Source organism: bacterium (assembly GCA_026129405.1).
Taxonomy (GTDB): domain Bacteria; phylum Desulfobacterota; class Binatia; order DP-6; family DP-6; genus JAHCID01.
This window is the reverse complement of record JAHCID010000001.1, coordinates 836,005-848,886: the sequence shown is the minus strand read 5'-3', so window position 1 is coordinate 848,886 and position 12,882 is coordinate 836,005. Positions and strand designations below refer to the sequence as shown.

At 70.8% G+C, this 12,882-nt stretch carries 11 protein-coding genes; 9 read left to right on the top strand and 2 right to left on the bottom strand.

Going from position 1 to position 12,882, the window contains the following annotated elements; all coding sequences use genetic code 11:
* Positions 1 to 132: 132 nt before the first annotated feature.
* The 9 genes from KIT14_03905 (at position 133) to glk (ending at position 9,543) form a co-directional block, all read left to right on the top strand.
* Positions 133 to 2,931 carry an outer membrane beta-barrel protein gene (locus KIT14_03905; GenBank protein MCW5889675.1) on the top strand — a complete coding sequence of 933 codons (2,799 nt, stop codon included), beginning with the start codon at positions 133 to 135 and terminating at the stop codon, positions 2,929 to 2,931.
* Positions 2,932 to 3,009: 78 nt separating this feature from the next.
* Entirely contained in the window at positions 3,010 to 3,774 is a 765-nt protein-coding gene (locus tag KIT14_03900) for an energy transducer TonB (protein MCW5889674.1), read from the top strand.
* A gap of 37 nt (positions 3,775 to 3,811) precedes the next feature.
* Positions 3,812 to 4,525, top strand: coding sequence for a MotA/TolQ/ExbB proton channel family protein (locus KIT14_03895; protein MCW5889673.1), 714 nt, complete (start codon positions 3,812 to 3,814; stop codon positions 4,523 to 4,525).
* Positions 4,509 to 5,030, top strand: coding sequence for a biopolymer transporter ExbD (locus KIT14_03890; protein MCW5889672.1), 522 nt, complete (start codon positions 4,509 to 4,511; stop codon positions 5,028 to 5,030). Before KIT14_03895 ends, KIT14_03890 begins: the two co-directional genes overlap by 17 nt.
* Positions 5,031 to 5,033: 3 nt before the next feature.
* Positions 5,034 to 5,528: a biopolymer transporter ExbD gene (locus tag KIT14_03885; GenBank protein ID MCW5889671.1), complete on the top strand. Its 495-nt coding sequence runs from the start codon at positions 5,034 to 5,036 to the stop codon at positions 5,526 to 5,528.
* 87 nt (positions 5,529 to 5,615) lie between these two features.
* Positions 5,616 to 6,863: a CoA transferase gene (locus KIT14_03880; protein ID MCW5889670.1), complete on the top strand. Its 1,248-nt coding sequence runs from the start codon at positions 5,616 to 5,618 to the stop codon at positions 6,861 to 6,863.
* Positions 6,860 to 8,095, top strand: a complete 1,236-nt coding sequence (locus KIT14_03875) for a CoA transferase (GenBank protein ID MCW5889669.1) — start codon at positions 6,860 to 6,862, stop codon at positions 8,093 to 8,095. Before KIT14_03880 ends, KIT14_03875 begins: the two co-directional genes overlap by 4 nt.
* 66 nt (positions 8,096 to 8,161) lie before the next feature.
* Positions 8,162 to 8,533 (top strand): hypothetical protein, encoded by a 372-nt coding sequence (locus tag KIT14_03870; protein MCW5889668.1) that lies wholly within the window; start codon positions 8,162 to 8,164, stop codon positions 8,531 to 8,533.
* A gap of 23 nt (positions 8,534 to 8,556) precedes the next feature.
* Entirely contained in the window at positions 8,557 to 9,543 is a 987-nt protein-coding gene (gene glk, locus KIT14_03865; GenBank protein MCW5889667.1) for a glucokinase, read from the top strand.
* A gap of 7 nt (positions 9,544 to 9,550) precedes the next feature.
* On the opposite strand, the gene KIT14_03860 is transcribed toward glk, so the two are convergent.
* Positions 9,551 to 11,245, bottom strand: a complete 1,695-nt coding sequence (locus KIT14_03860; protein ID MCW5889666.1) for an ABC-F family ATP-binding cassette domain-containing protein — start codon at positions 11,243 to 11,245, stop codon at positions 9,551 to 9,553.
* An 84-nt stretch (positions 11,246 to 11,329) separates the two neighbouring features.
* A complete protein-coding gene (locus tag KIT14_03855) occupies positions 11,330 to 12,874 on the bottom strand; it encodes an adenylate/guanylate cyclase domain-containing protein (protein ID MCW5889665.1) in 1,545 nt (514 codons plus the stop codon).
* Between the last annotated feature and the right edge of the window lie 8 nt (positions 12,875 to 12,882).

Sequence of the window (12,882 nt, the reverse complement as noted above, 5' to 3'; positions counted from 1 at the left end):
TGCGTGTTACGAGGCCTTGTAATCGCCGCGACACGGCCCGGCCCAATCCGCATCGCGCAAGGTTCGTCGGCGCGTAACGCAGGCGAAACACAAGCCGACTAGTAGAGCCGCGCTCATCCGAGAGGAGTCGACATGGTGGGATTGATCGCGCGGGCGGCGCTGTGCCTCGCACTGGCACTCGTGCGCCCTGCGCTGGCGCAGGACGCGCCGACTGAAGCACCGGCGGCCGGCACGGGCACGGTCTCCGGCACGATCATCGACAGATCGTCGGGTGAGCCGCTGATCGAGGCGGGCGTCGAGGTCTTGGGCACCAAGGCGAAGCTCGTGACCGACCTCGATGGGAAGTTCTCGGTGAAACTCCCTGCGGGAACGTACCAGCTACGCGTCTACGCGCCGCTGTATCAGGGCGTCCGCCTGGAGAACATCCACGTGAAGCCCGGCGCCACCACGCGTGCAGACGCCGCCCTCGCGCCGGCGGCGGCCGCCGGCACCGAAGTGGTCGAGGTGGTGGCGCAGGCCGCGAAGGCGGCGGAGGCCACGCAGCTCATCAAGCGCCAGAAGGCCGCCACGGTGCAGGACAACATCAGCGCGGAGATGATCAAGAAGTCGCCGGACTCCGACGCCTCCGAAGTCGTGCAGCGTGCGCCGGCCGTCACCGTGAAGGACAACAAGTTCATCGTCGTGCGTGGGCTCGGCGAGCGCTACAGCACGGCGCAGCTGAACGGCAGCCGCCTGCCCAGCACCGATCCGCAGAAGCGTGTCGTGCCGCTCGACCTCTTCCCCGCCGAGTTCCTCGACGCGCTGTCGATCGTCAAGTCCTATACGCCCGACCTCCCGGGCGATTTCTCCGGCGGTCTGGTGGAGATCGACCTTCGTGAGTTCCCGGAGGAGCTCGAGTTCAACCTCGGATTCGGCACCGGCGTGAACACGTCGACGACCTTCAAGCGCTTCCGCACCTACGAGGGCGGCAAGCTCGACTACCTCGGCTTCGGACGCAGCTTCCGCGACATCCCGAACACGATCGGCGATCAGCTGCTTCCGGCCGGCCTGGGCCTCGGCGAGCAGAAGCTCTACGGCGGCTCGTTCCGCAACATCTGGGACGTGGACTCGATGACCGCGCCCCCGAACGCGGGCATGAACTTCTCGGTCGGCAACAGCTGGGGACCGTTCGGCTTCGAGCTCGCCGGCACCTACGGCACCGAGTACAAGACGCGACGCCGCGTCATCGACCGGCTCTTCGTCAACGCCGCCGCGCCGGATGCGACGCCCGAGATCCGTCTCGAAGACGATTTCGTCTACGACTCGAGCACCTTCGAGACGACGCTCGGCGGCATCATGACGTCGGCGTACAAGCTCAACGACAACAACAAGTTCACCCTCCGCACGCTGATCAACCGCAACTCGTACGACAACGTGCTCGAGGGCAGCGGCGAGTCGACGCAGTTCGGGCCGACCGTCACGGTGCTCAACACCCGCCTGCGCTACACCGAGGAAGAGCTCGACTACGGGCAGCTCGGCGGCGAGCACAGGCTGGCGCCGTGGCTGGAGATGAACTGGCGGACCGCACTCGCCCGCACCACGCAGTACATCCCCGACAGCCGCTCCTACAGCTACGCGCAGCAGCTCGGCCTGCCGCCGACCTACCTAAACGATCCGACCAGCGGCCTGCGGCTGTTCTCGGAGCTGGCCGAGTACATGACCGACACCCAGGTCGACTTCCGCATCCCGTTCACGACCGGTCTGCCCCGCACCGACGTGTGGAGCGGCCTGCCGGCGTCGTTCAAGTTCGGCCCCGCCTACACGTATCGCGATCGCACCTACGCGCTGCGCCGCTTCCTGTTCCGCGCCGGCGCGCCCGAGAATCTGACGTTGCCGCCGGAGCAGCTCTTCGATCCGGACGAGATCGGGCGCGGACTCGTGTTCAGCGAGCTGACCGAGGCCCGCGACAGCTTCGGCGCGACCCAGGAGATCATCGGCGGCTACGGCATGTTCGACCTGCCCATCGTGCGTGACCAGCTACGACTGATCGCGGGCGTGCGCGTGGAGTATTCGCTGATCCGCCTGAACACGGCGTCCGACATCAACGGCCAGCCCACCGTCATCACGAAGAAGAACCTCGACCCGCTGCCGGGCATCAACCTCGTCTACAGCCCGCGCTTCGACATGAACGTGCGCGCCGGGTACAGCCAGACCGTCGCGCGGCCCGAGTTCCGGGAGCTGAGCCCCGTCCTCTTCCCCGAGCCGCGCGGCCTGCGGCAGTTCCAGGGTAACCCGGGCCTCGTCCAGACCAACATCACGAACTACGAGCTGCGTTGGGAGTGGTTCTTCACCCCCACGGAGCTGCTCTCCGCCGGCTTCTTCTACAAGCAGCTCGAGCAGCCGATCGAGGCCACGGCGATCACCGTCGGATCCGGCGTCGTCGACTCGTTCGCCAACGTCGACTCCGCCAACCTATGGGGCTTCGAGTTCGAGTCCCGCAAGGACTTCGGTTTCCTTACCTCGTGGCTCCAGCCGCTCAGCCTCACGGTGAACGTGGCCTACATCAACTCGACCGTGACGCAGGCCACCGGCGAGTTCGAGGTGCAGACCGCCGCCAACCGCGCGCTCCAGGGCCAGTCGCCGTTCGTCGTGAACGCCGCCCTCGACTACAGCCCGAGCTGGATGACGGCCCGGCTCTTCTACAACACCGCCGGCAACCGCATCCTGAACGTCGGCGCCTTCGGCCTGCCGGACCTCGTCGAGCTGCGGCGCGACCAGCTCGACGCGGTGTTCGTCTTCCCGCTGAACGACATCGTGGGCGCGCCGATCAACGCCAAGTTCGGCATCGAGAACATCCTCAACGATCGCTACGAGATCGTGCAGGGCTCGGCGTTGCAGTCGCGGTGGCTGAACGGGACGAAGTTCTCCCTCGGCGTCAGCTACTCCTACTGACCCGGTCACGCGGTTTTTACACTCCCGTAATCGAGTCGTCGGCTCGTTCTGGCACAGTACGTCGAGGTTCTGGCTCCAATGCAGGATGACACTTTCTCCGCGTTCAGCGGGTACGGCGGATCAGAGCAGGAGCAGCGGAACTGGCTGCGCTCGTTCGCGGCTTCCTCGGTCGTCTACGTCGCCGTCGGCGTCCTCATCGCGGTCCTCTCGACGAAGACGATCATCGAGCAGCAGAAGCCCGTCGAGCTCAAGTTCGTCGAGAAGGTGGTGAAGGAGCCGCCGCCGCCGGCCGCTCCTCCCGCACCGGTCGCGGCTCCACCGCCGGCGGCCGCCGCTCCGATCGTCCGCCCCGACCAGAAGATCCGTCGCCTCGACAAGCCGCCGCCGCGCAAGGAGCTGACGGCGCCGAAGGAGATGCCGAAGACGCCCCCCAAGGAGGCGGATCCCAGCCAGGACAAGGGCATCGCCGTCTACGGGGACGCGACCAAGGGGGATCCCGCGGGGCTCGAGGGCGGCCAGCAGGGCGGCATCGCAGGCGGCACCGTGGGCGGCGCCATCGCCCTGCCCGAGGACGCCGTGCCGCCGATGCCCGACGGCGGTAACGTGAAGCCGGCGTATCCGCAGGAAGCGCGCTCCACGGGCAAGCAGGGGACGGTCATCCTCAAGGTGACGATCCTCGCCGACGGCTCGGTTTCGAAGGTCGAGGTCCTACGCGGCGACGAGCCCTTCGTGAGCTCCGCCATCGCCGCGGTGAAGACCTGGAAGTACAAGCCCGCACTGCACAAGGGACAGCCGATCACCGTGTACCGGATCATCCAGATTCCCTTCAAATTGACCGCCTGACCGCGCCAGGCACCGCAGACCGCCAAGAAAGGATCGGATCATGGGTTTCGATTTCTCGGAGATGTGGGCGCACATGGGATGGCCGGCGCTCATCGTCGCCGCCGTCCTCCTCGTCATGGGCATGGCGTCGCTCACCGTCTTCATCGAGCGGATCATCACGCTGCGCCGCTCGCGTGCCGCCTCGAAGAAGTTCGCGGCCGAGAGCGGGAGCCACCTCCGCGCGGAAATGGTCGATCAGGTGATCGCCGAAGCGTCGGAGTACGAGCACGGCCACCTGCCCCGCCTCGTCCGCACCGGGCTCGCGACCTACAAGCACGCGCGCGAAACGCTGGACGTGTCGGCGCTGTCGCCGGCCGAGCGTACCCGCCGTCACATGGAGCGCTACCTCGAGGACACCGGCGCCGATCTGCGGCGCGGCCTCTCGGTCCTCGCCTCCGTCGGCTCCGTTGCGCCGTTCGTCGGTCTGCTCGGCACCGTGCTGGGCATCATCTCGGCCTTCCAGGGCATCGCGTCGAGCGGCTCCGGCGGCCTGTCGTCGGTGTCGGCCGGCATCTCCGAGGCGCTGATCGAGACCGCGCTCGGCCTCGCCGTCGCCATTCCGGCGGTGCTCGCGTTCAACTACCTCTCGACGCAGATCTCGCGCGACGAAATGATCCTCAACTCCGCAGCGGGCGAGCTCCTCGACTCGATCGAGGGCTGGGCCGAGGCCGAGGCGCACCGCCAAGGGACGCAGCGTGAGCTGGTGGCGTAGGAAGAAGCGTCACGGCGCCGAGGTGGCGCCGGACATGAACGTCACGCCGCTCGTCGACGTCGTCCTCGTCCTCCTCATCATCTTCATGGTCGTGATGCCGCAGATGGACAAGGACGTGAAGGTCGAGCTGCCGGGCATCTTCAATCCGGATCCGGACGTCGAAGGGAACCTCGATCCGTTCAAGGTCAGCGTCCCGAAGTGGGGCGAGTTCCACTTCAACGGCGAAGAGTACGACCTCGACGGGCTGATGGCCGTCCTCGGCTCCGAGCGCGCCAACGATCCGTCGCGCCGGCTCGTGCTGCGCGGTGACGCCACCCTCAAGTACGGCGACGTCCGCCTCTTCATGGCTCGCGCGCAGCAGATGGGCTTCCCGGGCGTGAACTTCATGGTCGGCGAGAAGCACAAGGCCGGCACGCGCCCGAACGCGGGCTACGGCGACCAGCCGACCGCGCCGCCCGCGGCGGAAGGCTCGGCGGCGGCGCCGCCGGCCGGCACGGAGGGCTGAGCCATGGCGATGACCATCGGGAGCGGCGGGCCGAGCAAGACGCCGACGCCCGCCATGAACGTGACGCCGCTGGTCGACGTCGTCCTCGTGCTGCTCATCATCTTCATGGTGATCACGCCGCTGCTCACGAAGAACTTCTGGATCCATCTCCCGAAGCAGGAGAAGGAAGAGATCGAGAAGCAGGACCTGCCCGACGATCCCGACCCGCCGCTCGTCCTCAAGATCCTTCCCGAGAGCAAGATCCAGGTGAACGGCGTCGACGTGGGCTACGAGGAGCTGCCCGAGCGCCTGAAGCGCATGTTCGCCGCCCGCGATGACCACATCCTCTTCTTCGACGCCGCCGACGACGCGGAGTACGGCTTCGCGGTCCGCGTCCTCGACCAGGCCCGCGAAGGCGGCGCCGTGACGATCGCGCCGCTCACCGTCGCGCTCAGCGAGAACGCCGCACTCGGAACGCCCGCCGATGCCGGCGCCCCGCCGGCGACCGCCGCCCCCTGACGCGTTCGGGCGGCGCATCGCGCACCGCCCGGCGGCGGCGCGCGCTTGACGCCTTCGCGAGCCGCGGGCTAACCCCTCGGCCGCGTCATGCGCGGCTCCCTGCACGGCCTTCGCGTCCTCGACCTCACCGGCGAGCCCGGCTTCCTCACCGGGATGCTGCTCGGCGAGATGGGCGCAGACGTCGTGAAGGTCGAGCCGCCCGCCGGCGATCCCGCGCGACACCGCGGGCCGTACTGGGGCGAGGTCGCCGACGTCGAGCGCTCGCTCGTGTGGCTCGCGATGAACGGCTCGAAGCGCGGCCTGACGCTCGATCTCGACGCGGCGGCGGGCGGCGACCTCTTCCTGCGCCTCGCCGAACGGGCCGACGTCGTGCTCGAGACCGAGGCCCCGGGCCGCCTCGCCGCGCGCGGCCTCGGGTGGGATGTCCTCCACGCACGCAACCCGCGCCTCGTCCTCGCCTCGCTGACGCCGTGGGGCCAGACCGGACCCTACGCCGGCTGGCGCGGCTCCGACCTCACCGTCATCGCGATGAGCGGCAACCTCCACTGCACCGGTGATCCCGACCGCGCGCCGCTGCGCTGCTCGCTGCCCGTGTCGCACTTCCACGGCAGCATCGAAGCCGCCGTCGGCGTCGCGTTCGCGCTGCTCGCGCGCGAGCGCACCGGCGAGGGGCAGCACGTCGACGTCGCGATGCAGGAGGCGATGGTCATGCCGAACATGGCCACGGCGTCGATGTCGATGATGACGGGTAATCGCGGCGCCCGCGCGGGCGCGTTCTTTCGCCAGACGAAGAGCGTGCAGCGCGAGATCTGGCCGTGCGCCGACGGCTACGTGTCGTTCGCGCTGCGCGGCGGGCCGGCGCGCGTGCCGGGCCTCGTCGCCATGACGAAGTACATGAGCGAGCACGGCATGGCTTCCGAGAAGCTGCGCGCGACGGACTGGAAGGCATACAACCACAACCTCCTGTCGCAGGACGAGGTCGACGCGCTGTCCGCCGAATTCGGCGCCTTCTTCCGCACGAAGACCATGACCGAGCTGTTCCAGGCCGCGTGCGAGCGCAACCTCATGCTCGCGCCCGCGAACACCTCGCGCGAGATCGTCGCGTCGGAGCAGCTCGCGGCGCGACGCTTCTTCGTCGACCTCGAGCATCCGGGCCGCGGCGTGCTGCGTCTGCCCGGCGCCTTCGCGCAGATCACCTCGGACGATGCCGACGCCACGACCGTCGCGGTGCGCGGGCCGGCGCCGCGCCTCGGCGAGCACACGGCGGCGGTGCTCGGCGAGATCGGCGTCGATGCGGCGGTGCTGGCGCGCCTGCGCGCGGAGGGCGTCCTGTGACGACGACACCGCACGGCGGCCTCCTCGACGGCTTCACGATCCTCGAGTTCGGCGGCGGCGCCGCCGGCCCGGTCGCAACGCGCTACTTCGCCGACCACGGCGCGACGGTGATCCGCGTCGAGTCGCGCCAGCGCCCCGACTTCCTGCGCATCCTGAAGCTCACGCCCGACACCAAGGGCGGCCTCGACGGCGGCGAGCACTTCGCCGTCCTGAACGCCAACAAGCGCTCGGTGGCGCTGAACCTCGGCAAGCCCGAGGCGGTGGCGATCGCGCGGCGTCTCGCGCTCGTCGTCGACGCGATCGCCGAGAACTTCGCGCCCGGCGCCATGGCGAAGTGGGGCCTCGACTACGCCTCGCTCGTGCGCGAGCGGTCCGACCTGGTCATGATCAGCACCTGCCTCAACGGGCAGACCGGGCCGCAGCGCTTCTACCCCGGCTTCGGCGGCCAGGGCTCGGCGCTGTCGGGGTTCAACCACCTCACCGGCTGGCCCGACCGCGAGCCGCTCGGCCCCTACGGCACGATCACCGACTCGCTCTCGCCGCGTTTCGCCGCGCTGCTGCTCGCGGGCGCCCTCCTCCACCGCGGCCGCACCGGCCGCGGCCAGCACATCGACCTCTCGCAGGTCGAGGGCGGCATCACCTGCCTCTCCGAAGCCATCGCCACCTTCACCGCCAACGGCGAAGTGCTCGGACGCATGGGGAACCGCTCGCGCCACGCCGCCCCGCACGGCGTCTTCCGCTGCGCCGACGAGGACGGCCGCGAGCGCTGGATCGCGATCGCGGTGCACGACGACCTGGCCTGGGCCCGGCTCGTCGACGCGCTCGGCTCGCCCGGCTGGGCAACGCCTCCCGAGCTGGCGACGGCGGCAGGGCGCCTCGCGGCCGTCGACGGGCTCGAGGCGGCGCTGGCGGAGTGGACGCGCCCGCAAGCCGCGCGCCCGCTCGCGGAGCGGCTCCAGGCCGCCGGCGTCGACGCCGCCCCCGTCCTCGACCTCCGCGACGTGCACGACGACCCGCAGATCGCGCATCGCGGGCACTTCGGCACCGTCCGCCACCCGGTGCTCGGCGACCATCCCGCCGAGACGCACGCCATCCGCTTCTCGGCGATGGCACCCGCACTGCGCACGCCGGCCCCCCGCCTGGGCGAGCACACCGACGCCGTCCTGCGCGATCTGCTCGGGCTGCCCGACCACGAGATCACGAGCCTGCGCGAGGCCGGCGTTCTCGAATGACGCAGGCGCCAGGGAGCGGCGTCGAGTTGACACCGACGGCTCGTCCCCTATTAACCTCGTATTCCCATGGCGGAGGAACGGATCATCACGGAGGCGCGCCAGGAAGCACGGCGTATCATTCACGAGCTCGCGCGCTCCATCGACCGCCGCCTCGGGGTCGAGGTGCGGGACGTCCCGGGGCAGGAGCGTCTCCAGGTGTCGCTGACTCATGGGGCCAAGCACGGTCACATCGAGCTGGCCATCCCTGCCGTCCTCGCCTCGACGGGTGACACCGTTGCCCGCAACGAGCTGCGCCTGAAGATCAAGCGGGCGTCGGACTCGTTGCTGTTCCGTCCGATGCCCGACCACCGCCTCTCGGTGAAGCCCATTCCGCCTCCGGGCGGCCAGGGCGGCCAGGGCCGCGGCGGACACGGCGGCCCGGGCCGCGGGCGCCGCTAGCCGACCGGGGCGCAGGCGCGGCCGTGATCCTCGCCGGCGACATCGGAGGCACCAACACCCGGCTCGCGCTGTTCGGCGATCCCGCGGGCGAGCCGGAGAATCTCCAGACCTTCTCCAGCCGGGCCCACGCCGGCCTCGGTGAGATCGTCGCCGCCTACTGCGCCGGCCTCGCGCATCCCCCCGGCGCCGCCTGCTTCGGGGTCGCGGGCCCGGTGCGCGACGGCGTGGGCCGGGTGACGAACCTGCCGTGGACGGTCGACGCCGCCGCGCTGGCGACGCAGCTCGGCACACGCGCCTGGGTGATCAACGACCTCGAGGCCAACGCGCACGGCGTGGCCGTGATGCCGCCCACCTCCCTCGTCGAGCTCCATGCGGGACGGCCCGAGGCGTCGGGCAATCGCGCCATCATCGCCGCCGGCACCGGGCTCGGCGAAGCCGGCTTGTACTGGGACGGCGTCACCCATCAGCCGTTCGCCTGCGAGGGAGGCCATGCGAGCTTCGCACCCGGGTCGCCGCTCGAGGACGAGCTGCTCGTCTGGCTGCGCGCGAAATACGCCGGGCACGTGAGCTGGGAGCGGGTCGTGTCGGGCATGGGCATCGTCAACCTGCACGACTTCCTGCGCCAGCGCGCCGGCCAGCCCGACCCCGAGTTCATCGCGGCCGTCCGCCGCAGCGGGGGCGATCCCGGCGCGGCGATCTCGAACGCCGGGCTCGCCGGCACCGACCCGATCTGCGTCGAGACGCTGGACTGGCTCGTGGCCCTCTACGGCGCCGAGGCCGGCAACCTGGCGCTGAAGCTCATGGCGACGGCCGGGCTCTACGTCGGCGGGGGCATCGCGCCGCGCATCCTCGACAAGCTGCGCGACGGGCGCTTCGCCGAGGCCTTCCTCGCCAAGGGCCGCATGCGCGCGACGGTGATGGAGGCCATCCCGGTGCGCGTCATCCTCGACGACCACGCGGCGCTGCGCGGCTCGGCGCGCTGCGCCGCGCTGCGGCTCGGCGGCAGCTGAGCGCGCGTCAGCGCTTGCTCCTGCCCGCCGCGGCGGCCGGCTTGCCGCCCTTCGCCGCCGGGGCCGCCGCGCGCGCGACGGCGGCCGCCTCGGCCGCCGCCTTCTGCCGCAGGTAGTCCTCGTAGTTGCCGTGCCAGCGCACGGCCTGGCCGTGGCCGACCTCGATGATCTGCGTCGGCAGGCGATCGAGGATGTAGCGATCGTGCGCGACGATCACCACGGTGCCGCCGTACGACAGCAGCGCGTCGAGCAGCACCTCCTTCGCGGCGAGATCGAGGTGGTTCGTCGGCTCGTCGAGCAGCAGGCAGTTCGACGGCTCGAGCAGCAGCTTCGCGAGCGCGAGCCGGCTGCGCTCGCCGCCGGAGAGCACGCCGACGCGCTTGTCGACCGCGTCGCCGGAGAAGAGGAAGGCGCCGAGAAGACCGCGCACCTGCGGCGCGGTCTCGACGTCGGATACGCTCAGCATCTCGTTCAGCACCGTGCGGTCGCCGTTCAGCGACTCGGCGTGGTCCTGCGCGAAGTAGCCGAGACGCACGTTGTGCCCGAGCTCGCGCGTGCCGCCGTCGAGGGCGAGGACGCCGGCGAGGAGCTTCAGCAGCGTCGTCTTGCCGGCACCGTTGGGCCCGACGAGCGCGACCTTCAGCCCGCGCTCGATCGCGACGTCGATGCCGCCGTATACCTCGCGCTCGCCGTACTGCTTCTTCGCCCCGTGCAACGTCAGCGTGATGCGGCCGCCGCGCGGCGCCTCGGGCAGCTTGATGCGCAGGACGCGCTCGGCGTGGCCGTCGGGCGGCGGCAGGCGGTCGATCCTCTCGAGCTGCTTGATGCGGCTCTGCACCAGCGCCGCCTTCGACGCCTGGTAGCGGAAGCGCGAGATGAACGACTCGATGCGCTCGATCTCCTCCTTCTGGTTCTCGTACGCCGCCCGCGCCAGCTCGAGCCGCGTCTCGCGCTCCTCGAGGTAGCGGCTGTAGTTCATCGCGTAGTCGGTGACCTTGCCGTGCAGCACCTCGGCGATGCGGTCGACGGCGACGTCGAGGAAGTAGCGGTCGTGCGCGACGAGGACGACGGTGCCCGGGTAGCTCGCGAGGAACTCCTCGAGCCAGTTGCGCGCCTCGAGGTCGAGGTAGTTCGTCGGCTCGTCGAGCAGGAGCACGTCGGGCCGCCGCAGCAGCACCTGGGCCAGCGCGACGCGCATCTGCCAGCCGCCCGACAGCGCGCCGACGTCCTTGTCCATGTCGCCGTCCTGGAAGCCGAGCCCGCGCAGCACCGTCTCGGTCTCCGACTCGAGGTCGTAGCGGCCGCGCAGATCCCACTCCTCGCAGACGGCCATGTAGCGGTCCATGATCGCCTGGTAGTCGTCGGCCGACGGATCGACGGTCGCGAGCTGATGCTCCAGATCCTCGCGCCGGCGCTCGAGCTCGTGCAGGTCGGCGAACGCCTCGAGCGCATGGTCGAGGACGCTCGTGCCGCCGAGGCCGAGGATGTGCTGCGGCAGGTAGCCGACACGGGCGCCGCGCGGCATCGCGATGGTGCCGGCGTCGGGCTCGAGCCGGCCGGCGATCATCTTGAGCAGCGTCGACTTGCCGGCACCGTTCGGGCCGGCGAGGCCCACCCGGGCGCCGTCCGGGATGCTCCAGACGACCTCGTCGAGCACCACCTGCGGCCCGTACCGCTTGCTCACGCCGGCGAGAGACAGCATCGAATCCGCGAGGATGCCCGCCGGGCCCGACCCGGGCAAGCCGGCGGGCGCCGGCGCCGGCCCGGGCGCACCGGCGACCGCGGATCACGCCGTGGCGGCGTAGGCGGCCACCGGCTGGGCGATGCCGCGCAGCGGGACGGCACCGACGGGACGCAGGGTGACGCCGGGCAGGTCGCCGACCGCGTCCCGCGTCGTCTGCGTGACGAGGATCGCCGTGCCGAGCTCGCGCGTCTTCACCTGGAGCCGGGCCGCCTGGTTCACGGCGTCGCCGACGATCGTGTAGACGACGCGCTGCCGGGCGCGGATGTTGCCGGCGATCATCTCCCCCGTGCAGATGCCGATGCCGGCCTCGAGCGGATCCGGGCCGGCGGCGAGCGCCCGTTCGACGTCGATCGCCGCCAGCACCGCGCGCCGCGCATGATCGGGCAACGGCCGCAGGGGTCCGCCGAACACCACGACGACGCCGTCGCCCAGGAACTGCGTGATGACGCCGCCCTCGCGCTCCGTCACCTTCTCGACCGCCGCGTAGTAGCGATTCAGCACCTCGACGACGGCGCTCGCGGCCATCCGCTGCGTCATGTCGGTGAAGCCGCGCAGGTCGACGAACATCGCCGTCGCGTGCACGAGCTCGCCGCCCCGCCCGACGCCGCGCTCGAGCGCCGCCCGCGCGACCATGGGGCTCACGTAGCGACCGAACAGCTCGCGCGCACGGGCGGCGCTGCGCAGCTCGTCCACCATGGCGTTGAAGTGCTGGTTCAGCTCGCCGAGCTCGTCGGTGCTGCGCACGGGCACGCGGACGTCGAGCTCGCCGGCGGCGACGGCGGCCATGCCGGTGCGCAGCGCCTGCACCGGACGGTTGATGAAGCGCGCCACGAGAAACGCCATCACCGTCGACGCCAGCGTCGTGATGGCGACGAGATACAGCTGCGCGCGCACGACGTCGTCCCAGATCGGCGCCAGCCGGTGCGCCCAGCGCAGCTCGACGGTCAGATCGACGAACAGCATGAGCAGCAGCGGCAGCACCGCGGTCAAGAGGAACGTCGCCGCGAGGCGCAGCCGGATCGGCACCCGCAGCACGCCTTCGCGCTCCAGGCGGCCGTCGGGGAAGAACAGCGGGATCTGCCGGCGCCAGTGGAACTCGCCGACCAGGAACGCGAGCGCCGACGTCACCGGCCCGCCGACCAGCCCGATGCCGACGAGGATACGCAGGCTCTCGAACAGCCCGACCCCGAGGATCAGCTGGTTGACGAAGTAGAAGACCGCCGCGACGTCCCAGGCGACGAGGCTCAGGATCGCGTTGGCGAGCGCGGCGTTCAGCACGCGGCGGCGGATGTCGAGGGGAACCTCGGCGGGATCCGCCCCCGCGCGCAGGCGTTGCTCCCACTGGCGGATGGGGCGCGTGAAGCGCACCCCGAGCCACCAGTTGCCGACGACGAGCGTCGCCGTCACGCCGACGAAGACGACGAGCGCCTGCGTCGACCCCGGCGCCGGCCCACCGCCGAGCGGGTCGACGTAGTTGAAGTAGAGATAGACGGCGATCGCGCCGACGAGGTTCGCCGGCACGATCGAGAGCGCGGTCGTCCGCCGGAGCAGCCCCGGCGGGGCGTCCGCAGGGACTGCCACGGCCACGGCGCTCA